The sequence below is a fragment of the Bacillus sp. CCNWLW194 genome, from assembly GCF_037120585.1.
Lineage (GTDB): Bacteria > Bacillota > Bacilli > Bacillales > Bacillaceae_G > Bacillus_A > Bacillus_A basilensis.
This window is the reverse complement of record NZ_JBBBBL010000004.1, coordinates 146689-166065: the sequence shown is the minus strand read 5'-3', so window position 1 is coordinate 166065 and position 19377 is coordinate 146689. Positions and strand designations below refer to the sequence as shown.

At 31.3% G+C, this 19377-nt stretch carries 30 protein-coding genes; 7 read left to right on the top strand and 23 right to left on the bottom strand.

What is annotated here, in order from left to right; all coding sequences use genetic code 11:
• Positions 1-101 precede the first annotated feature (101 nt).
• Positions 102-779 carry a nuclease-related domain-containing protein gene (locus V7S50_RS10190; protein WP_336376104.1) on the top strand — a complete coding sequence of 226 codons (678 nt, stop codon included), beginning with the start codon at positions 102-104 and terminating at the stop codon, positions 777-779.
• A gap of 24 nt (positions 780-803) precedes the next feature.
• Here V7S50_RS10190 and V7S50_RS10185 read toward each other — a convergent pair whose 3' ends face one another.
• The 4 genes from V7S50_RS10185 to V7S50_RS10170 all read right to left on the bottom strand — a co-directional run bounded on the left by V7S50_RS10185 (position 804) and on the right by V7S50_RS10170 (position 4019).
• On the bottom strand, positions 804-1535 hold the full coding sequence (locus tag V7S50_RS10185; RefSeq protein WP_253703165.1) for a Bax inhibitor-1/YccA family protein: 732 nt from the start codon (positions 1533-1535) through the stop codon (positions 804-806).
• 122 nt (positions 1536-1657) lie between these two features.
• Complete coding sequence (locus V7S50_RS10180) at positions 1658-2005, bottom strand: hypothetical protein (RefSeq protein WP_253703167.1); 348 nt, start codon at positions 2003-2005, stop codon at positions 1658-1660.
• 70 nt (positions 2006-2075) lie between these two features.
• Positions 2076-3272 carry a C40 family peptidase gene (locus tag V7S50_RS10175; RefSeq protein WP_336376105.1) on the bottom strand — a complete coding sequence of 399 codons (1197 nt, stop codon included), beginning with the start codon at positions 3270-3272 and terminating at the stop codon, positions 2076-2078.
• 207 nt (positions 3273-3479) lie between these two features.
• Positions 3480-4019 carry a DUF2196 domain-containing protein gene (locus V7S50_RS10170; protein ID WP_333728811.1) on the bottom strand — a complete coding sequence of 180 codons (540 nt, stop codon included), beginning with the start codon at positions 4017-4019 and terminating at the stop codon, positions 3480-3482.
• Positions 4020-4159: 140 nt separating this feature from the next.
• On the opposite strand from V7S50_RS10170, the gene V7S50_RS10165 reads away from it, so the two are divergent.
• Positions 4160-5509 (top strand): CCA tRNA nucleotidyltransferase, encoded by a 1350-nt coding sequence (locus V7S50_RS10165; protein ID WP_336376106.1) that lies wholly within the window; start codon positions 4160-4162, stop codon positions 5507-5509.
• Positions 5510-5707: 198 nt separating this feature from the next.
• Positions 5708-6109, top strand: coding sequence for a hypothetical protein (locus tag V7S50_RS10160; RefSeq protein WP_336376107.1), 402 nt, complete (start codon positions 5708-5710; stop codon positions 6107-6109).
• 46 nt (positions 6110-6155) lie between these two features.
• On the opposite strand, the gene V7S50_RS10155 is transcribed toward V7S50_RS10160, so the two are convergent.
• The 10 genes from V7S50_RS10155 to V7S50_RS10110 are packed head-to-tail and all read right to left on the bottom strand — an operon-like array spanning position 6156 to position 9232.
• Complete coding sequence (locus tag V7S50_RS10155; RefSeq protein ID WP_242248583.1) at positions 6156-6338, bottom strand: hypothetical protein; 183 nt, start codon at positions 6336-6338, stop codon at positions 6156-6158.
• Positions 6339-6364: 26 nt separating this feature from the next.
• Positions 6365-6766, bottom strand: coding sequence for a YopX family protein (locus V7S50_RS10150; RefSeq protein WP_336376108.1), 402 nt, complete (start codon positions 6764-6766; stop codon positions 6365-6367).
• A gap of 34 nt (positions 6767-6800) precedes the next feature.
• The gene (locus V7S50_RS10145; protein ID WP_336376109.1) at positions 6801-7019 is read right to left on the bottom strand and encodes a hypothetical protein; all 219 of its coding nucleotides are present in this window, start codon (positions 7017-7019) and stop codon (positions 6801-6803) included.
• Between the two features lie 32 nt (positions 7020-7051).
• Positions 7052-7363, bottom strand: coding sequence for a hypothetical protein (locus V7S50_RS10140; protein ID WP_000642906.1), 312 nt, complete (start codon positions 7361-7363; stop codon positions 7052-7054).
• A gap of 38 nt (positions 7364-7401) precedes the next feature.
• On the bottom strand, positions 7402-7644 hold the full coding sequence (locus V7S50_RS10135) for a hypothetical protein (RefSeq protein ID WP_336376110.1): 243 nt from the start codon (positions 7642-7644) through the stop codon (positions 7402-7404).
• A gap of 51 nt (positions 7645-7695) precedes the next feature.
• Positions 7696-7953, bottom strand: a complete 258-nt coding sequence (locus V7S50_RS10130) for a hypothetical protein (RefSeq protein WP_336376111.1) — start codon at positions 7951-7953, stop codon at positions 7696-7698.
• 17 nt (positions 7954-7970) lie between these two features.
• Positions 7971-8147: a hypothetical protein gene (locus V7S50_RS10125; protein WP_336376112.1), complete on the bottom strand. Its 177-nt coding sequence runs from the start codon at positions 8145-8147 to the stop codon at positions 7971-7973.
• 13 nt (positions 8148-8160) lie between these two features.
• Complete coding sequence (locus tag V7S50_RS10120; RefSeq protein WP_336376113.1) at positions 8161-8493, bottom strand: hypothetical protein; 333 nt, start codon at positions 8491-8493, stop codon at positions 8161-8163.
• Positions 8490-8879 (bottom strand): hypothetical protein, encoded by a 390-nt coding sequence (locus V7S50_RS10115; protein ID WP_256941767.1) that lies wholly within the window; start codon positions 8877-8879, stop codon positions 8490-8492. Before V7S50_RS10115 ends, V7S50_RS10120 begins: the two co-directional genes overlap by 4 nt.
• Positions 8870-9232, bottom strand: a complete 363-nt coding sequence (locus V7S50_RS10110; protein WP_000202388.1) for a hypothetical protein — start codon at positions 9230-9232, stop codon at positions 8870-8872. Before V7S50_RS10110 ends, V7S50_RS10115 begins: the two co-directional genes overlap by 10 nt.
• A gap of 78 nt (positions 9233-9310) precedes the next feature.
• On the opposite strand from V7S50_RS10110, the gene V7S50_RS10105 reads away from it, so the two are divergent.
• Both V7S50_RS10105 and V7S50_RS10100 read left to right on the top strand, forming a co-directional pair.
• Entirely contained in the window at positions 9311-9994 is a 684-nt protein-coding gene (locus V7S50_RS10105) for a metallophosphoesterase (protein WP_336376114.1), read from the top strand.
• Positions 9995-10227: 233 nt separating this feature from the next.
• Positions 10228-10632, top strand: coding sequence for a helix-turn-helix domain-containing protein (locus tag V7S50_RS10100; RefSeq protein ID WP_336376115.1), 405 nt, complete (start codon positions 10228-10230; stop codon positions 10630-10632).
• Positions 10633-10663: 31 nt separating this feature from the next.
• On the opposite strand, the gene V7S50_RS10095 is transcribed toward V7S50_RS10100, so the two are convergent.
• The 6 genes from V7S50_RS10095 to V7S50_RS10070 all read right to left on the bottom strand — a co-directional run bounded on the left by V7S50_RS10095 (position 10664) and on the right by V7S50_RS10070 (position 13863).
• Positions 10664-10927: a hypothetical protein gene (locus V7S50_RS10095; protein WP_098368880.1), complete on the bottom strand. Its 264-nt coding sequence runs from the start codon at positions 10925-10927 to the stop codon at positions 10664-10666.
• Between the two features lie 92 nt (positions 10928-11019).
• On the bottom strand, positions 11020-12063 hold the full coding sequence (locus V7S50_RS10090) for a hypothetical protein (protein WP_336376116.1): 1044 nt from the start codon (positions 12061-12063) through the stop codon (positions 11020-11022).
• Positions 12064-12189: 126 nt separating this feature from the next.
• On the bottom strand, positions 12190-12336 hold the full coding sequence (locus V7S50_RS10085; RefSeq protein ID WP_000776546.1) for a hypothetical protein: 147 nt from the start codon (positions 12334-12336) through the stop codon (positions 12190-12192).
• Positions 12337-12713: 377 nt separating this feature from the next.
• Positions 12714-12890, bottom strand: a complete 177-nt coding sequence (locus V7S50_RS10080) for a hypothetical protein (RefSeq protein ID WP_154698619.1) — start codon at positions 12888-12890, stop codon at positions 12714-12716.
• Between the two features lie 151 nt (positions 12891-13041).
• On the bottom strand, positions 13042-13527 hold the full coding sequence (locus V7S50_RS10075) for a hypothetical protein (protein ID WP_336376117.1): 486 nt from the start codon (positions 13525-13527) through the stop codon (positions 13042-13044).
• A 54-nt stretch (positions 13528-13581) separates the two neighbouring features.
• Complete coding sequence (locus V7S50_RS10070; protein WP_098368883.1) at positions 13582-13863, bottom strand: hypothetical protein; 282 nt, start codon at positions 13861-13863, stop codon at positions 13582-13584.
• 441 nt (positions 13864-14304) lie between these two features.
• On the opposite strand from V7S50_RS10070, the gene V7S50_RS10065 reads away from it, so the two are divergent.
• Positions 14305-14505 carry a hypothetical protein gene (locus V7S50_RS10065; RefSeq protein ID WP_242248535.1) on the top strand — a complete coding sequence of 67 codons (201 nt, stop codon included), beginning with the start codon at positions 14305-14307 and terminating at the stop codon, positions 14503-14505.
• Here V7S50_RS10065 and V7S50_RS10060 read toward each other — a convergent pair.
• The gene (locus V7S50_RS10060; RefSeq protein ID WP_001231276.1) at positions 14495-14995 is read right to left on the bottom strand and encodes a hypothetical protein; all 501 of its coding nucleotides are present in this window, start codon (positions 14993-14995) and stop codon (positions 14495-14497) included. The genes V7S50_RS10065 and V7S50_RS10060 overlap by 11 nt on opposite strands.
• 168 nt (positions 14996-15163) lie before the next feature.
• On the opposite strand from V7S50_RS10060, the gene V7S50_RS10055 reads away from it, so the two are divergent.
• Positions 15164-15688, top strand: a complete 525-nt coding sequence (locus V7S50_RS10055) for a TadE/TadG family type IV pilus assembly protein (protein ID WP_336376118.1) — start codon at positions 15164-15166, stop codon at positions 15686-15688.
• Between the two features lie 77 nt (positions 15689-15765).
• Here the strand turns inward: V7S50_RS10055 and V7S50_RS10050 are convergent, their stop codons facing one another.
• Together V7S50_RS10050 and V7S50_RS10045 are read right to left on the bottom strand one after the other, a co-directional pair.
• Positions 15766-16470: a hypothetical protein gene (locus V7S50_RS10050; RefSeq protein WP_061662636.1), complete on the bottom strand. Its 705-nt coding sequence runs from the start codon at positions 16468-16470 to the stop codon at positions 15766-15768.
• Between the two features lie 130 nt (positions 16471-16600).
• Complete coding sequence (locus V7S50_RS10045) at positions 16601-19375, bottom strand: transglycosylase domain-containing protein (RefSeq protein ID WP_336376119.1); 2775 nt, start codon at positions 19373-19375, stop codon at positions 16601-16603.
• Positions 19376-19377 lie beyond the last annotated feature (2 nt).

Sequence of the window (19377 nt, the reverse complement as noted above, 5' to 3'; positions counted from 1 at the left end):
TTTATTGACTATTGTCAATAAAAATACGGTTGATTTCAGCATATATTTATATTATAAATCATCTATAATAACTATATCTTTTCCCGAAAGGAGGATGCCGTATGGAATTATTTCTTTTTATTGGCTCTTTTGTACTGACGTTTTTATTTGTAACCGTAACACTATACTTACTAATCAATAGATGGAATTATCATGATTCTACCTACAAAGACATAACAGGATTTCATTACAAAAATATAAATCAAGATAAAAACATATTAGCAGAGTGGAGAATTTTTAGAAGGTTAGAAAAGTCTTTTCCTGATAGTATGTTATTAGCAAATGTACATATCCCTTATCAAGATGGGCAAACAAATGACATTGACATCGTTCTTATACATTCCAGTGGTGTATACCCAATCGAATGTCAAACCTTAAAAGGGAAAGTATACGGCTCTGACAAGAGTAAAGAATGGGTTCAATGGATTACAGCAAAAAACAAATGTCAATTTCCAAACCCTCTTCAAAAAAACAAGCAATGCACTCGATTCTTGTCGCAATACTTATCTCTTCCTTATGAAGGATTAACCCCTCTTATTGTTTTTGGGAAAGAAACGTTAACAGTAAAAGTTAAATTGTCATCCAGTACAAAAGCAAAGGTAATACAAGTAGATGATATAGAAAAAACAATTCAAAATCTCATAAAGGATTCATCTCCCGTATTAACCACAAAAGACATGAAGAATATCTATCAAAAACTATCCTTATTTACGTCTATTTCAAATACACATAAACAATAAAAATAAGCTATCAATGTTGATAGCTTATTTTCTAATCTTTTCTAAGAATTTCAGTATTTCAAGGTATAACCATACAATTGAAACCAATAAAGCAAATCCGAAGTATGACTCCATATATTTTGGAGCTTTTGCATTTACACCTTCTTCAATGAAGAAGAAATCTGCAAGAAGATTTAAAGATGCAATTCCGATAATTAGTAAGCTGATACCGATACTTAATGGACTGCTATCATGCAGGAATGGAATTGGTACACCACATAACATAAGAGCAATATCTACTAAATAGATAATCAAAACAGATAACGTTGCAATCTTTACTACGTTTAAAAACTTTTCATTTACTTTAATGATTCGAGTTGTGTATAAGAATAGCATAGCCATCACAACTGCAATAGTTGCTAATACAGCTTGTAAAACAATACCTGGGTATTTATGTTCTATCATCGTAGAGATAAAACCGATTAAAACCCCTTCTAAGGTTGCATAAATAGGAGCTGTTAACCATGCTATTTTAGGAACTGATGCTGTTATCAATGAAATAACAAAACTGGCAATTAAAATACCAATGATTAGCCCTACAGATGTTTTCATCCCCATGGTACCATTCTGTATTTGCATAAACGAGTATAAACTCGCTCCTAATAACAGAATTAAATAGATAAATGTTTTTGCTACTGTTCCTCCTACTGTCATATGTTCTTCATTGATTGATGATTGCTGAAATTTCTCTTTATCTTTCAACATTGGATTTTTCAATGGAATAACCCCCTTTATTTGATATACCTTATATTAGATTTTAGTAGCAGGTTTTATAAATCAATTTGGTCGAATATAAGCAAAAAGGACGAAATGATATCATTCGCCCACTATCTACCTGCTTATTCATTTGATGAGAGTTTGTATTTCTCAAAAGTTTCTTCAAAGACCGCTAATTTGATTGTTGTAGTAATTGGAAGTTTCGAGTAAACCCATTCTGAGTATTCTCGTATGAATCCATATGCGATTTCACATAGTTTGTAATGTCCATCAAAATAAGTAGTTGATATTTTTATACGCTCCATTATGATAGCTAAACAAATCGGATGAGAAAAATGTTCTTTGTTTCCCATAACATACGCATCAAACTTTGAATCTTCTATTTCGCCAATAGCAACTAAGTTATGTAAGTCTGCTAATTTTCTAATAAATTCTTTATCTTGTTCTTCAACTTTCTTTGGTTTGTTCATTGGAAGCATCCCTTTCTTTTATCAAACAGAAACTCCCAAGAAACGTTTCTTGAGAGCTTATGTATCTGTATTAATTTAACACTCGTGTTGCACTTGTTACTCCACTTGGATTCATTTTAGAGATTTTAATTACATCTCCTGTTTGTGGAGCGTGAATGTATTGACCATTACCAATGTACATTGCTACGTGATGTGCAGGTTTGCCCCAGAAAATTAAATCCCCTGGTTGAACTTCACTTACAGGAATTTGTACACCTGCATTTTGTTGTTCTCTCGCAACCCTTGGTAATTTCACTCCTGCAACATTTTTAAAGATATATTGCATGTATCCAGAGCAGTCAAATCCAGAAGGTGTTGTTCCTCCCCATACATATGGAAGACCAAGGAATTTTTTCGCTTCAGCAATCACATTTTGAGCTTTATCTGTAGATACAGGAGCTGTTGGAACGGATACAGATACTGGAGCTTTTACACCATCTGTATTCGATGTTGGAGCTTGTGCAGTAGCATTACGACTCCCTTGAATTCCTGCAATCACTGGCGGTTGTACTGTAATACGGAATTGATTTTGCTCTTGTGATTGATTTTGAGCACTTGATTCGACTTGTTTTTGAGCTTCTAACTGAGCTTGGCGATTTCGTTCTGCTTCTTCAGCTTTTTGTCTTTCAATCTCAGCTTGACGAGCACGTTCCTCTTCTTCCGCTTTCAGCTTTTGAATTTCCACTACTACCTGTGCTTTGTTTTCTTCGAGCTTTTGTTTTTCCGTCTCTACTTGCTCTTTACTCTCTTTTAATTTAACAGTCTCTTTATCTAAAACTTCTTTTTTCTCCTTTAAATCAGTCTCTTTTTCTTTTAGAGAACCCATTATATCTGTATCAGCTTCTACAATCGTATTGATGGCAGATACTTTGCTAATAAAGTCTGTAATTCCTTCAGAAGAAACAAGAGCATTAATATAACTGAATTTAGGAGCATTCTTTTCTTGAATTACACTTAATCTATTCTTAGAAATTCCTTTTGTACGTTCAAAGCTTTCCTGTGTTTTCGCTATATCTTCTTGTGCTTTTTCTACTTTTTTCCCCGACTTTTCAATGTCTTTTGTTAACTTATCAAGCTTTGTCATGGATTCGATAATCTCATTATCCATTTTTTGAACTTTCGTTTCTGCTTCTTCAATCTCAGGATTCGCAAATACCTGTAATGTATTAAATGATAATGCAGTAGCTAACGTTGCTAAAGCAATAACCTTTTTACTTTTCTTTCTCATAAACTATCATCTCCTTTTAATTTTTATATATGCAATTTAAATTATTGTCATTTACTATAGTTTATGATATAAATTTTATTGACTAAAAACAACGCAATTATCGTTATGTAAACGACTCTTAACAGTTTGTATTGTTATTGTAATTTTTCTGACAATTGATATTTTTACAGAAAAATAGCACCCTTTACAAAAAGAGTGCTACATGAACTATTGTTCTCGGAAATATTTCTCCCATTCTTTCATTTTTTCGAAAGATAATTTTCTTTCACCATCAATTGTAAATTTATCAATCCCTTTATCTTTGAAAACTTCAACAATGGGTTTCTTTCTATTGATAGTTTTGATTTGAATATCTGGGGTATCTAATTCTGTTCCTGTAATTAATTTTTTCGCTTTCTCTTTTGTGGTAAATAAGAATGCGAGGTTTTCATAGTTTTTATAGACTGAGTTTTTTCTGTTAATTGTCACATATGTTCTGGTTCTTTTATCCCATAAGGAATAGATACATGGTTCAAAAAAGAATAGGTTATAAAACTTGAAGTTTTCAGCTTTAATTTCATGCTTCGAAAATACATATTGTACTCTACCTTCTATTTCATTTAATAACCTAACTCTAATTCCTTTTTTATTATTGGATTGAGATAGAATTTCTTTTATGTATCCACGTTCTATCTCACCTGTGGATGTTTGAACTTCTACATACAACCCGACAATTAAATTTTTTTTAACTGTAACATCAATATCCATGATTCTCACCTCACTTTTTAAAGAATTATATGCAAATCTTTATATTAAAAATATATATTTCTGTTCTACTGCTTATAATAAGTAGATTTGAAAGAACAGGTATTTCATAAGGAATCTATTATACAAGGAGTGTTTTTATAATGAATACAAACGAAACAAAGCAAATTTTATTGCAAGTTGCTCAAGAGATTAAAAATCATGGAGGTCGAACATTTTATGTTGGTGGTTATGTTCGAGATATGTTCATGAATAAGGAAAGTAAAGATATTGATGTTGAAATTTATGGTATTACACCTGAAACGTTACGCACTATCTTATCTCAGTTTGGATATGTTGATGAGTTCGGTGCTTTCTTCGGAATTTTAAAAATCTACGGAGTGGATATCGACTTCTCTATGCCTCGTAAAGAGGTAAAGACAGATGATGGCCATACAGGATTTGATGTTGTTGTAGACCCATTTTTGGACACGCTAACAGCCTCTAAACGTAGAGATTTCAGAATGAATGCTATTATGGTAGATGTGTTAACTGAGGAAGTAATCGACCACTTTAATGGTGTCTCTGACATTCAGTTAGGCATCATTCGTCACATTGATGAAAATACATTTATTGAAGATGAATTAAGAGCATTTCGAGCTTGTCAATTCGCTTCAAGGTTCAACTTCACAATTGCAGAAGAAACAATTGATTTATGTAAGGGATTTCGATTTTCTCTTCCACGAGAAAGAATTTTTGAAGAGTTTTTAAAAGCATTAATGAAAAGCGAAAAACCTTCCATTTTCTTTTTATATATGAGAGACATGCTTATCGTTAAAAAGTTGTTTCCTGAATTAGATGCATTAATTGGATGCCCTCAAAATCCTACCTTCCACCCTGAAGGTGATGTATGGACACATACAATGATGGTAATTGATGAATTAGCAAGCTTAAAGCATCTATCTTCAAATCCTCTTGCATTTATGTTGTTGGGACCTACCCATGATATGGGAAAACCTATTACAACTGTTATTCAGGAAGATGGACAAATAACAGCTCGTGGACATGCTGAAGAAGGTGTACCTGTTGCGAAGCAATTTTTGAAGAGAATTACTAATGACAAACGATTGATTAAAAAAGTTTTAAATATGGTAGAAAATCATATGAGACCAAACTCAATTGCATTTGGTTCAGACAAGGCTGTTCGAAAATTAATGGTTGCTACTAACATCGAAGACATTGTGTTGTTCGGAGAAGCAGACCATAAAGGTAGAGGTATTTCTGAAGAAAAGAAAGATTACACAGAAGTAAAAGAATGGTTCCATCAAAAAATAGAAAAACTGCAAACAGTTGGAGAACAATCTACTATCTCCCCTCTTGTTTCAGGAAAAGATTTAATTGATGCAGGATTAAAACCTGGTAAAGAATTCAGCATTTTACTAAAAAAAGCATTTGATTTACAAATTGAAAATGGTTTATCGAAAGAAGAAATTCTTGAAAAAATATTGTTATAAGAGACCTTTTTTAGGTCTTTTTTCTTGCTATTTACACAAATGTTGTTTATCCTTTTTTATTTTTGTTTTGATTTATTATTTATAAATACGGTACGTGAAATTTTGGAGTAGTAAAGAAAATATTTTTATCTATAATATATAGAATTTATAAAAAACAGGTATTGATTTTATCAATTTAATTAGAGGAGATGTTTCAATATGTACGCAAAGATAATTCTAAAAACAGGTGAGTATCATTTTAAAACAGAATCACATTATAGACACGAAGAACTGGAAAAATTAATGAACAGAATAAATAATTATTGGGAGCAATTTAAAAAAGACAAAGAAATTTCCGATGTTTTTATCAGTAAGGTCAATATAAAAGACAGATTCATCATTGAATACTTAGAGTGCTTCCAGAAATGGAAATTAACAGAAGCAGAAGATATTATTTCATTTGTTGACAATACTTCAAAAAAGAAACAATTTTATGTTAGTTTCATTTCGTTATGGCATTTAGGATTTTTCACTGTACCAAATAAAGATTTATTTAATACTCGTTGGGAATGCGACGTAAATGACCGACAAGTTTCTCACAAAGGATATTCATATCTATAATAAAAACATAAAAAAGAGGTTACCTGATTTTTTCAGGAACCTCTTTTTAAATAACCTCGTTGTTATATGCTTTTGATGTACACTTTGGACAAATGTGTTCACTCCAACCTACTTTACTTGCTAATGTGATAGATAAAGCATTTTGACCGTAAAATTGTTTTGTTTTTTCATCCCATAAATGCATAGTTGATTCTTCTTTACATGTCGGACATTTAATATTCTTACTCATATAAACCCTCTCCATTTCTTTTATTTTTATTTGTTATATTCATTATCTAATAAGTCTTTGTTATCATATATATTCCCAATTACTTCAATTGATTCAATAGAATGAAGGTCTCCCCCACCAACTCCATTTACCTCAAACCCAAAGTTAGTGTCCGAAAAACAGACTACTCCTTTTACATTGTCATACCCACCATGCCAATGAGATTGACGCTTTCCAACAACAACGTCACCTGCAAACACCATTTTTTTCTCATCACTTGTATCTTTCAGCCCAATATATTGACCAACTGATTCCCATTCTACTGGAACAAAACCTTGTCCTGGCGATTCAATATAAGCTAAGTTATCTTCATAATTCATTATGGCATTGCCATAAAACCATTTTGTATCACCATAATCTTCAATTGGTTTTCCCCTAAACAAAATCACATTTATCCACTCCCTCTACTTTTAAAATACACATTTAATATTGCCCAAGCCCAAGACTACTTACAAGAATCTCATTTTCCTCTAAAGCTGATAATTCTGATTTCCCATGGTCACATTTTGTACAAAGTACATTATGAAACTTACCACTGTCTAAGTAAAAAAGAACATGGTCTCCCTTTTGAATACGGTCTTTACAGTCTCCACATTTTAATCTTGATGACCTTGCAATAGAACTATGAATTGTGATACCCATTATATCCCTCTTTCGTTAACATATTTTGGATTCTATGAAACTGATTCTTGTACTAAGTTGCATTTCTTACAATAAACCTTTTCTTCTACTACAACTGCGTTTTCCTCAGTACATGTAATTGAGCATTTTTGACATGTAAACCACCAACCGTTTTTTAACAATTCATTTTTTGGCACATATCCCAAGTCAGCATATTTATCAAACTCTATTATCCTACTCGCTCTAATTTCCGTATAATCGCACCATCTATACGCTTCACTCTTCACTTTCGCTTTACCAACGGTCTCAGCAAACACTATCTCTTGATTTTCACCATCACTACCTTGAACATGAAATGCTTTCATAACATACACCTACTTCCTTACTAAATACACTTTATATTCTACATTTCTAATGCTTTTGCATTTGCGACAGGAAAGATTTTAAACCTCTGGCTTTGTAGCGTTGTTGATACAATAAAAGTATCTATATAACTGTGCATTTTATTAGCATCTACTGTAACGAGCATACCATTATGCAACTTCACATATACTCCACTCTTGAATCCATCACCACGCATAAAACCCTCTCTATTAAGACACCTTTCAAGTGCTTCCATCAAGGTTAAGTCATATTTTGTTTTCATATACATTCCCTCCTTATTTGGATAGAACTCTTATTGCTTAATTTTATTGAATTACTGCCAATACTCATTATTGAAGTGTTTTCTTCCATACTCTTTTAACGCTTGGAGTTTGTTAATCATTTCATCAATATCGCAAATATGAATAGACATTGTATCTTCTCCTGCTTTATCCTCACGGGGTTTAACACCATTAAAACCAATGCTGTAATCAATACACCCATCCCACTTCAAAGTCACTTCATCCGTACCAAACTCCTCATCCTCTAAAACAATATTTCCACCTTCATATTCATGAATTTTTTTAAACATAATAATTCCCTCCATATCTAATTTCGAGAGTTAATCTCTTCCAAATTTAAATGCAAACGAGTAAACATCTTACCAGTCAAATCCATAGCATCTTCAGCACTTATTTCTTTCTGGATGTATTTTCGTTGTATTTCTGCTTGATATTCAATAAACTCAATCATGTTCAATGATTTTTCTTGTATAATTGCATCCATAATTTATTCACTCCTATTTGTAATCTACAAATCTTTGAAAGTTAATAATCTTTACTTCATCATACTTATACTTATTTTTAATTCTTGTTTGAACTTCTTTTATCCATAACATACCCTTTTCAGATGGGTGTTCAAATATATTAATGTGGTCATTATCAATGCCACGAAAACAACCATTTGTATATGAATACGATACAAAATATTCATAGTCCATCACCTTGTATGTACCATCTCTAACTCTTTTCACTTCTTCTTCCGTATATCCCATACGCAATAAATAACTACATTGCTTACACAGTTCCGATAGGTATTCAGATTCATCTACATTACAAATCCTGCATTTCACTTATCCTCACCTTCATCATAATCAGTAATTTGATAACCATCTTTTTTTGTATATGTTACTGTTGCAGTAACTTTCTCTTTTTTGATTAAATCTTTATCTGAATACATTCTAATGATAATTTTTTTATCCTTATTTTCATCTTTAACGATATTCTCTGCAACTGATTTCAAATTCTCTGGTGTTAAAAATTCATCAACAAGCACCGCATAATTTGCATCATCTTTTGTAATGTCTTTATGCACAACCGTAAATTCACTACCCGTAGGATGATTTGCTTTTTCAATTGATTTGTTCATCGCATGAATTTTATAGAATGAAAAAATTGCAATGACCGCAAATAAGGTATAGATTATATTTTTTAATCTCTTAATTTTTTTTAGTTCCATGACGGCCACAGTTCCTTATCTTCGAAAAGAATATCAACATCTTCTTTTTGTCTTTCATCCAAATCGTCATAATTCTCTTTGAACCATTTGATTTGAGCTTGTGTAATTTGATAAGTATGATTCTCATCAATAAGAAATCCTACAAAACCTCTCGAAATAGGAATGTAGTTCTTGAATCGTTTCAAGTATTCATCGTCAGGCATATGAAACTCTCTTAATTCACCCATTTTTTTATACTTATCTTCTTTCCAGTGTTGCTCATCTAAAACCTCTCTTGCAAAATACTGATGACCTCCATATTCACATGGAACTAATGTAGCGTTAGGTGTTAACCAACCAATTAAAGAAGTCATAATCACTCATCCTTTTCTATAAATTTCATTGACTATAGTTTATAAAGACTTTATGATAATATCATGGAGGAGATTAAAATGTCAAGAATTCAAATAACTGGAGATATACATGGTATTTTAGATATACAAAGGATATTAGATATAGACTACTTAACAACAAATGATTATGTTGTCGTTGTGGGGGATTTTGGATTCCCATGGAATAACTCAGAAAAGGAAAAAAATTTATTTCAGCAATTGGTTGCAAAACCATTTACAACTTTATTTATAGATGGCAATCATGAAAATTTCACGTTGCTAAATAAGTATGAGGAGAAAACATGGAACGGTGGGAAAGTTCACTTCTTAAGCGACAATATTATTCACCTCATGCGTGGGCAAGTTTTTACTATAAACAACAAGAAGTTTTTTACTTTTGGCGGTGCATCATCAACAGATAAATACAGAAGAATGAATGGAATTGATTGGTGGGAGGAAGAACTTCCTTCTTATGAAGAAATGGATGAAGGGATTTCTAATTTAGAAAAACACAACTATAGTGTTGACTATGTACTTACACACACTTGCCGTACAGAAACATTAGAAATGCTATGTAGACTATATGGGTTCCGTCCAAAACCAGATTGCTTAAATAAATACTTAGAATCTATATATGAAAATTTAAACTTTTCTCATTGGTATTTCGGGCACTATCATAAGGATTTACCACACGTAATGAGAAACGAAACAGTTTTATTTCGTGTGATAAAAAACATTGAGTAACCTATTGTCAGAATGGGTTGCTTTTTTTATATAAAAATAAAATGATATGTTCATATGATTTTATTTTATGCTCATATTTTGTTATCGCATTTACATTTAATAAATATAATATACAAACAACATACAATAGGAATACTTAATGGGTATAAAATTTAAAAGTTTTTTTACAATGGACTATTTTTACATCATGGAAATATACAGTCGTTATGGCATATATAGGGGAGGAACAAACAATGACAACGGTACTAAAATTAAAAACAGTAGAAACAATGGAGAATGAATTAGGAGCGTTTTTGAAATCAGAAAGAAACAAGAAAAAATTATCTTTAGAAAAAGTAGCGAAAGCAATCGGAGTAAGTGCATCATATTTACATCGTTTGGAGAATGGAGATAGAAAAAACCCTTCTATCGCAGTCTTAGAACAACTTTGTGAATTCTTTTCACTTAATCCTCAAAAGGTTTTAGAAATGGCAGGGCTTTCAAAAGAATCTATGATTCGTGTTGATAATATGAAGATTCCTTTATCACAAATAGAAAATCTTGCTTCATTCATCTTGAAGCTTGACCTCACGGACTTTACACAAGTCATTACTTTAAAAGAGGAAGTTGAAAAGTTTCAAAACAAATTTAATAAATAAAAAAAGACAGATACATTCTGTCTTTTTTTATTTATTCATTTACTTCATAATACACTCTTCCCTCAATTTTATCTTCTATCCTCTTAATATCTGGGTACTCTACGAGAACGGTTTTACCACCGTCTATATCCCCCACTTGGCATAATAAACCTTCAGATTTACACTCATAGGCATTTGCACGATATAACTTCTTACCCTTTGTTGTGATGAATAAGTCCGTTTTTACATCTTTTATAAAAAACATAATAACTGATTTTAAATCATTTAACGATTCGCTTTTTCTTTTCAAACTCATTCATATCTCTCCCCTGTCGATTCATTCTCTACCTATAGTCTAACCAAATTTTTTTCAGAAAACAAGCTTGATTATAGTCAATGAAATTAGGATTAATACTCCTCATCTGATTCAAAATCAGTTTGTAAAAACTGTTTCTTTTTGTTCTTCCTTTGATGTATCGCTTCAATAGATTTTTGAATAGGTTTTTGTTTTTCCTGTAACTGTACTATTTTTTCTGCTCCCTGTTCCCTTTCTATTTTAGGCATCTTTTTCATCATTTTCTTTTTATGATTCAATCCTATCCGCATACAATCTTCTGCGTCTTCTACAAGATTCAAAATACCTAAGACAACAGAACGTTCCCCTTTTTCATTTTTGGTTTCACAAATAATCTCATTTCGTCCTCTTCCTACAAATTCTTTATAACTGTAATAGACTTGTTGCTTTTGGTAATAAATAGAATCCTCATAAATGAGAGAGTTCATAAACACAAAGTTATTAATATTAGGCTCTAACATAGCCTCATAATCGCCCCGCTCATCAATCATTTGCTTTTTACTTTGCATAAAGAGTGTACTTCCAATACAATAATCATCTCCACAAGAGAGTAATAATTCCACAAATGGAAGATAGTATTGAGAGTCATCAATATAGACAAAGTGAGGCGATACTTTGGCATCTTCATTCACTTGCATACTTAGTTGCAATTGAGATAATAGCATTGCAGTAGCCCTAATACCGTCATCCCCATTCACTACGTATTCCATATCAATAATAACTATCATCTTTTTACTAATGACCTCTTCATAGTCAATAACCTCTTCCTTTACTCGGTTATATTCATAACTTTTAAATTCAAGAATTTTTCTTGCCTTTTCATCTATACTCGGTTTTAAGAATACAACTTTTCTCTTTGCTTTCTTGGCCATGCCGTACAACATACAAGAAATGTCTTTCCTTCCCACAATAAAAGTAGCACCACACTCTTTATTGTTAATATCTTGTTGTGCCATTAATGGTAGCATTTCCGTGGTTTTCCCTGTGTTTTTAGAGCCTATAACCAACGTATTCCCTAAACGATGAATTCCATTAATATTAGATTTATCAGTGATTTTCAATGCGAATTCTTCTTTTGTCAATAATTGTTCATTCATAGTATAAAACACCTCTTTCTATTAAATTATTTAATATATTATATGAACCTTATAAACAAATATATTATTCTATAAACACTTACACTTATCTGCAAAATAAAAAAGCTTGATATATAATCAAGCTCTCTATTCAGTCTTAGCAACTTTTCTACGTTTATTTAATTTTCGACCCTTCACTTGTTCTGCTTCAGATTTATGAGGTTTCGTCCTTCTAATTTTCTCTTTCGTAATTACTTCCTCGTATTGTGATTCGTCATAGTCTCGTAATTTCATTTTAAAATCGCTCCTCTTTTTCATTAAATATATTCAATGTTTTATTTATCTTTTTTAGATGCTATATTCTATACATATAAAACAAAAAATATAATCAATAGTTGATATTTTTTGAGCTTAATAGGTTCGAGCTATGAATAAAGGTTTAATTTCCTTTAATAATAGATAAGTGCTATGACATAATGAAATTAGGAGGGATTATAGAAAAGATGATTATAAGATATGTACATATAATAGTGGAATAAATAATAAGGATGTTTTTTACATTAACTGAATTCATTTGATATCCCATGGAGAGACTCACGACACAAGTATAGCTACTATTAAGTATAAAAAACACAAAGTTATTAGATAAAGTAACTTTGTGTTTTAAGCATTTACTCTTCATATTCACCTGTAAAATGCAAAGATTTTAGTTTTTTATCATACGTCAATCCAGTAATTCTCGCCCATATTCCTGTATCATTATTCATACAGTCAAGGTATACTTCAACCTCTGCATCCATAGGTCTATTATCATTCTGTAGCATCTCAATCAATTCTATTTTCTTCATTTTCACTACCTCCTGTTCAATTATATTTTATATAATACTAAGTTCCTTATCAGAAAATAATGTTTATATAATTTAGTTTGTTTAAGAATTCAACTCCATAATTTCATAATTAATAAAACAAAAACTCGCTTATTATAAGCGAGTTTCCGTTTTAAATATTTGAAGCTTTTCTTGTTTCTTTATTCAAAGCTTTAATTACTAATTTCTGCTCTTTTAGTAATTGCTTAAGATTTCTTCCTTCAACTTTTCTATTCTGTAAACCGACTGTTTTAATTCTTGTGTAATCATCTGACAATCTACTTACATTGTAAAATAGAGTAAATGATTGTTGTATACCTTTTACATTAATCATGCCATCTACACGAATGCTATTTCTCTCTATTTTTTGCTTCTTATATGTAACAGCACCTAACACTTGTTGATGCACTTGAATAGCAAAAAATCTACCTTCATATACATTCACTTCATTTAAAAAATCAATATTAAATTTCTCGATGAAATTCTTTATTGCAGATGCAATTACTTCTTCATTCTCTAAGTAAGCTTGCTTTTCCGCTGAACAAAATTCCATTACACCGTTATTACAAATCATCGTACCTTTTTTTCTTAATAATGAATTAATCGCATTAATCATCATATAAAACACTCCTCTTTTTTAATTAAATGAATACCTGAATTTAGATTAACTTAATTAAGCAACTTGTTCTGCAAAAAATCCTGGCTTATACCACGAACGTAATACACCAGGTGTTTCTTTTGTTTTTACCTGAACAAAGTATTTAGATTCTTTATATGATGGTTTATTTGATACAATGTTTACATACTTCATTTCATCACGATTCTTAGCATTATCAGCTACAACCTCAGCTTCTTCGTAAGAATCACATTCAAAAATCACCTTATTAACTTTTCCTTCTGATTCTCCCCAACCACCTAAATATGTGTCTGTCATTGTTACATAATACTTTTTCATAATAAAATCTCTCCCTATTAAATAAATTTATCAAATACCTGTTTTGTTATAATCCATATATTATAGATATTTCCCTCCATAAATATAAAAAAAGTCGAGATTTATTTTCTCGACCTTTACTATGTTACAAAATAAAGTTTCCGTTTTCTTTCAGAACCTTACCATTCTTTTCTACATCTAAAACATCAAGTACCTACCATAATAAAAAAGAAGACACTTTAAAAGTATCTTCTTTTATTGATTATACAGCTAACCTTTCCCTCGGATAACTCGCCATCACGCACGATAACATCATTATATACATGTAAATTAATTTTATTCATATTCTTAATGTTTTTTACATATATAAAATAACTTATTATAGTAAATAATATTTTACTACTTTCTTATTTCATGTTATAATAGGTAATGAAACAAATACATTATTACGAGGTGGTAAATATGAAGAAAATGACAATTAAAATTGAAGGTGGACATTGGAAGTCTAAAATCGAAAATATCCATGAACATTTACATGAAGTGAATCGAGGAAATGGAAAACATCGTACTAAAAAAGGGAAAGGTTCTTATTCTCGCAAAAATAAACACAAGGAGCGTTACGACTCATCATCTGATAAACGTAACGCTCCTTTTAATTTATAATTTGTGTTGTTCCGTCATCATTTATTTTTATCATACCTACATAACTACCTTTGTATAGTAGTTGAGCAGAATAAGAATTCGAGAATAGAAGCAATCCATTTCTATCATCTTGAATTTTAAAAGCGGTCCCTTCACATAACCCCTCTAATATTTTTTTGTATAAGGTATTCTTCTTATATATATACACATCATCATATTCATACCATTTTGTTGTATACGCTTTTAAACATTGTTTTAAATACATTTGCCTGGGAATTCCCTCATCTTTTTGCTCTTGATATGAAAGCTCAATCCCCTCTAATATAGATTCTTTATTTTCTTCTAAATACGCATCTTTTACCTTCTCTTCAATTTTATTTCTATCAATATTGTCTACAATTTCAGCCTTAACAGGATTTATAAGTAGATGCCCATATTCACCATTATACGTAAGCAAAAAATCAGTTGGAATATCCATTAATTTATCTATCAGTCTCTTTTGTTTTCTCATTACTACATCCCCTTTCTTTTATTTTTTACAGTGCATTATAGATGATAGTCATTAAAAATATGCACGAATTGAAATAATAAGAAAGTCTGATGATAAAACATGTATGTTTCATATTCTTCTCATTGACTATATATAATAAAATATATTGAATTTTGAGGAGGATTTGCTATGAAATTAAAAAAGAAAATCAAGACTTTTTTAGAAAATAAAAAAGGTGTTGCTACGATTGAAATTGCGATATGTGCCATGTTATTCATCATTGCAATTGGAGCTTTTATTGACTTGTCTGCTATATTAAGTAAAATAAATTCCATTTCATCTACAAATGCCTATGTTTCAAGGGTCGTTGGAGCTCAAGGTGGTGTAAAAACAAGAACGCCTGAAAATTTCAAAGGTGAATACATTCATTCAAAAGAACTATACCAAAACGTTAAAAATTCCTTAGAGCGTTCTGGATTAAAAGAATCTGATTGGAGTATGTATATTGATGGTAGACGATTAACAAATAGTATAAACGTTCCACTAAAAGACTATGGTAATGAAATCACGATTAAATTAGAAACTACTTTAAAATGGGATTTATTAAGTAATTTCATTCCTGGAGACTTAACGAATAATCAAACATCAGAGAGAACCGTTGTTTCTTCATTCAAAGTTAGAACTGGAGATATAAAATCCGAATATAAACAATAAAAAGGCTTAGTATTTTACTAAACCTTTTTTATCTGACCAAATATGTGAAAAAGGACAGATAATATCTGCCCTCTTCCTTATTTTTCAGTTTTATAATTGTATTGCGTTGCTGTTGCTAATACTGTACTAAATTTTGTATTGTACTTATATGTATTAGAAATTCCTGCATTAACCGTAAACTCTACATCTTTTACATTTTTATCAGCATTTAATTTTTGAACCATATCTTGAAGACCTTTTAGTTGAGCTACGATGTCTTCTTGTTTTTTATTGCCTTTGATAGAAGTGTTTACGTAGAGAAGCCCATCTTTCATATCAGCCTTACTAATCTTCCAATCTTTTGTTGCGTTCATGTTTTTATCCACTGTAGGAATACTGTTAAACACTAAGAATTCAAGATGCTTTTCAGTAGCAATTGTTTTATTCTTTAAACCATCTACATAAAACTCTTTTGGTACATCTCTTTTTTCTTTATTATCAAAGAAGAAAAGCTCTACGTTTTTATGTGTTAAATCTTGTACTTTATCAGTAAGGTCTTTCATATCTTCATCTTTCAATTTAGTTGAGCCAATTACGAGTTTAACATCATTTTTTGAGAACTCTTTATTTATTACTTGATATTCTACTTTTATTAAATTATCAAAAGATACCTCTTTCAAATCTACTGGTTTTTCCTTAAATAAAAACATCACACCACCAATAATTGCACCAATTAGCAATACAACTACACCAATCATTCCAAATAAAACCTTTTTGTTTTTTAAATCAAATAAATTACTCAAAATACTCCATCTCCTTACTGTTTATTTTCTATCTAATTTATATTGTCGAGATTTCAAAAGTATCTAACGGACATTATATTTCTATAAAAAGAGGAGCAGGTAGTATTCTTTATTACCTGCTCCTCTTGGTTTATTCACTTTGCGTATTTGACTGCAAAGGTTGTTCTTCTACTTTCGGAAGAGTAGGTTGCACTTCAGTTTGAGATTGAGCTTGGTCTTGTGATGTATTTACCTCTTGGCCATCTTGCGGAACTATTGGATTTTCATTCACCGTATTTGGTGTTGGTTGACTCACATTTTGTTTCGCTTTATTTGCTTCTTTTTCTTTTTGAGATGCTTCAATTTCTTTTTTCTTTGCATCTTCAATTCTTTTTTGCTCTGCCATCTTCTTCGCTTCTTCAACCTCTTTCAATCTTCGTTCCTCTTCCAAACGTTTTCTTTCTTCTTCTTGTTTCCTTCTTTCTTCAGCTAATTTTTCTTGTCTGATTTTCTCTTCTAAATTAGCTTTATCTCGTGCCACTTTACGTAACGATTTATTGAATTCTACTTTTAAGTCATCGTATGCTGATTTGTGTTTCACTCTGTCCAATCGTTTCCAACCATCTTCTTCTAATGTTTTAACCGCATCATATTGAGAAGGTTCTGTAGCTGAGAAATCATTAATTTGAGTGATTAACTCTTTCATGTATCGCTCTCGTTCTAACTCTTCAGATTTCGTTAGTCCATGAATAATACGATAGTCTTCAGCATCTAAACGTTCTTGTTGAGCATTTGTTTCTTTTCGAATTCGTTTTGACTCATTACGTTCACGCACATTTTGTTTTTGCTTCACAGTATATAAGCTATTAACCAATTTACCATCTTGTACGAAAACAGTATCTGGTTTTTCAAAGTCTTTGACTTCTAAACCTTCATGAATTTGTTCCATGAACTTTCTCCAAATATCCATTGTTGTAATACTAATAGAGTTTGATTGTTCTTGCGGTGTATCATCACCCGTATACACAGCGGTTGTATAATAAGGTGTATATCCTACAAACCAAGAATCTTTATTGCTATCAGTTGTACCCGTTTTACCAACCGCAAACGGATAATTACTCATATTAGCTTGTTTACCTGTACCTTGGTCTCCATGAAGTACAGAACGCATAGTATCTGTCATTAAATAAGAAGCACCTTTGTCATATACTTTTACTGTTTTTTTGTCATTTTCATAAATCACGTCATTTGTAGATAAGAATGTAATCTTTCTAACATTTGTTGGACGAATGAATTGACCACTTCTTGCAATTGTAGAATATCCAGAAGCCATTTCTACTGTTGTAGCCCCTCTTGTCAAACCACCCACTGCAATAATTGGGTTGTTATCTTGTGGTGTTAAATATTTAAATTCCATATTAGTAAGATACTGCGTTATTGTATTACCACCAAATTCAGATGCTAATTTAAATGGTATCGTATTAATAGAGCTTTCTAAGGCATGTCTAACAGTCACTGCCCCTCTATATCCTCTGTACCAGTTTCTTGGTCCCTTGGGAACTTCACTATCCTCAAGCACACTATCTGGTGAATAACCTCTTTCAAAGGCAGGAGTATATGCAACTAAAGGTTTCATTGTAGAACCTGGCTGTCTGGCTCCTAAATATGCTCTATTGAAGTTATTTCCTTCTTGTGTTCTACCACCAACAATTGCAACAACTTCTCCAGTTGTATTATCTATTGTTGTTACTGCTGATTGTTTTTTATAAATCCCAGAATTCGGGTCTTTTTCTCTGAACTTCTTCATTTCAGCATCTACAACATTTTGAAGTTCTTCTTGTTTTTTAGGGTCAATAGATGTTTCAATTTTAAATCCACCCATTACAATTTTCTGACGCATTTCATCATATTTTTCTTGGTACTTCTCAAAATATGCTTTTCTGTCTGCATCATCTTTGAATTGATAACGGAAATTAAAACCATCCTCTTCCATCAACACTTTTACAGCGTTATCAATGGCATACGTAAGGGCACTTCCTTCAATCTGATTATTAATTGTATTCGGATTTACATTTAACCCTAATTCTTCAGCCACAGCTTCCTTATACTCTTTTTCACCTATATAGCCAAGTTCTTTCATTTTAAATAAAATGATATTTCGTCTTTTCTTCGCTTTTTCAGGATTTTTTACAGGGTCATAAATACTTGGGTTATTTGGAACACCTGAGAGCATCGCTACTTCTGAAAGCTTCAAATCTTTAGCTGACTTACTAAAATAGTATTGTGAAGCTGTTTCAATTCCATATTTACCATGACCGAAATAAATGTTATTTACATAGAATTCCATAATCTCTTTTTTAGAGTATTTTTCTTCTAATTCTTGTGCAATTACCATCTCTTCGATTTTTCGCCACATCGTCCTATCCATTGTTAAAAAGACATTCTTTGTTAACTGTTGTGTAATCGTAGAGCCACCTTGTACGGTTCCTCCACCACTTTTAACAAACGTATATACAGAACGTAGTAAACCTTTAAAATCAATCCCTCTATGGTCATAGAAACGCTCATCCTCAATGGAAACAAATGCTTTCTCAATAAATGGACTCATATCTTTAGAAGAAACATATGAAAATTCTTGTGCTTTTAGTTCTTTCAATATATTCCCATCTTTATCGAGAATCTGTGTTGATTTTTTACTATTAAATGTCGAAGCATTAATTTTACTTACTTTGTCATACCCTTTTGTGATAGACTTAGCAATTTCATCTCCATACTTATAATAGCCATACCCGAAAACACCACTTGCACCAATAAGCGATACTAAACTTGTGCCTAAGAAGAATTTCAAGACCTTTCTTTTTTTAGAGGTCTTTTTCTTCTTCTGTTCCTTCACTTTCTTTATACCTCGTTCTTCTCTGGTTTCCATAA

Coding starts and splice junctions, on each gene's coding strand:
- V7S50_RS10190 (WP_336376104.1), top strand. CDS start 102: ATGGAATTATTTCTTTTTATTGGCTCTTTTGTACTGACGTTTTTATTT.
- V7S50_RS10180 (WP_253703167.1), bottom strand. CDS start 2,005: ATGAACAAACCAAAGAAAGTTGAAGAACAAGATAAAGAATTTATTAGA.
- V7S50_RS10175 (WP_336376105.1), bottom strand. CDS start 3,272: ATGAGAAAGAAAAGTAAAAAGGTTATTGCTTTAGCAACGTTAGCTACT.
- V7S50_RS10170 (WP_333728811.1), bottom strand. CDS start 4,019: ATGGATATTGATGTTACAGTTAAAAAAAATTTAATTGTCGGGTTGTAT.
- V7S50_RS10165 (WP_336376106.1), top strand. CDS start 4,160: ATGAATACAAACGAAACAAAGCAAATTTTATTGCAAGTTGCTCAAGAG.
- V7S50_RS10160 (WP_336376107.1), top strand. CDS start 5,708: ATGTACGCAAAGATAATTCTAAAAACAGGTGAGTATCATTTTAAAACA.
- V7S50_RS10155 (WP_242248583.1), bottom strand. CDS start 6,338: ATGAGTAAGAATATTAAATGTCCGACATGTAAAGAAGAATCAACTATG.
- V7S50_RS10145 (WP_336376109.1), bottom strand. CDS start 7,019: ATGGGTATCACAATTCATAGTTCTATTGCAAGGTCATCAAGATTAAAA.
- V7S50_RS10140 (WP_000642906.1), bottom strand. CDS start 7,363: ATGAAAGCATTTCATGTTCAAGGTAGTGATGGTGAAAATCAAGAGATA.
- V7S50_RS10135 (WP_336376110.1), bottom strand. CDS start 7,644: ATGAAAACAAAATATGACTTAACCTTGATGGAAGCACTTGAAAGGTGT.
- V7S50_RS10130 (WP_336376111.1), bottom strand. CDS start 7,953: ATGTTTAAAAAAATTCATGAATATGAAGGTGGAAATATTGTTTTAGAG.
- V7S50_RS10125 (WP_336376112.1), bottom strand. CDS start 8,147: ATGGATGCAATTATACAAGAAAAATCATTGAACATGATTGAGTTTATT.
- V7S50_RS10115 (WP_256941767.1), bottom strand. CDS start 8,879: ATGGAACTAAAAAAAATTAAGAGATTAAAAAATATAATCTATACCTTA.
- V7S50_RS10110 (WP_000202388.1), bottom strand. CDS start 9,232: ATGACTTCTTTAATTGGTTGGTTAACACCTAACGCTACATTAGTTCCA.
- V7S50_RS10105 (WP_336376114.1), top strand. CDS start 9,311: ATGTCAAGAATTCAAATAACTGGAGATATACATGGTATTTTAGATATA.
- V7S50_RS10100 (WP_336376115.1), top strand. CDS start 10,228: ATGACAACGGTACTAAAATTAAAAACAGTAGAAACAATGGAGAATGAA.
- V7S50_RS10095 (WP_098368880.1), bottom strand. CDS start 10,927: ATGAGTTTGAAAAGAAAAAGCGAATCGTTAAATGATTTAAAATCAGTT.
- V7S50_RS10090 (WP_336376116.1), bottom strand. CDS start 12,063: ATGAATGAACAATTATTGACAAAAGAAGAATTCGCATTGAAAATCACT.
- V7S50_RS10085 (WP_000776546.1), bottom strand. CDS start 12,336: ATGAAATTACGAGACTATGACGAATCACAATACGAGGAAGTAATTACG.
- V7S50_RS10080 (WP_154698619.1), bottom strand. CDS start 12,890: ATGAAGAAAATAGAATTGATTGAGATGCTACAGAATGATAATAGACCT.
- V7S50_RS10075 (WP_336376117.1), bottom strand. CDS start 13,527: ATGATGATTAATGCGATTAATTCATTATTAAGAAAAAAAGGTACGATG.
- V7S50_RS10070 (WP_098368883.1), bottom strand. CDS start 13,863: ATGAAAAAGTATTATGTAACAATGACAGACACATATTTAGGTGGTTGG.
- V7S50_RS10065 (WP_242248535.1), top strand. CDS start 14,305: ATGAAGAAAATGACAATTAAAATTGAAGGTGGACATTGGAAGTCTAAA.
- V7S50_RS10060 (WP_001231276.1), bottom strand. CDS start 14,995: ATGAGAAAACAAAAGAGACTGATAGATAAATTAATGGATATTCCAACT.
- V7S50_RS10055 (WP_336376118.1), top strand. CDS start 15,164: ATGAAATTAAAAAAGAAAATCAAGACTTTTTTAGAAAATAAAAAAGGT.
- V7S50_RS10045 (WP_336376119.1), bottom strand. CDS start 19,375: ATGGAAACCAGAGAAGAACGAGGTATAAAGAAAGTGAAGGAACAGAAG.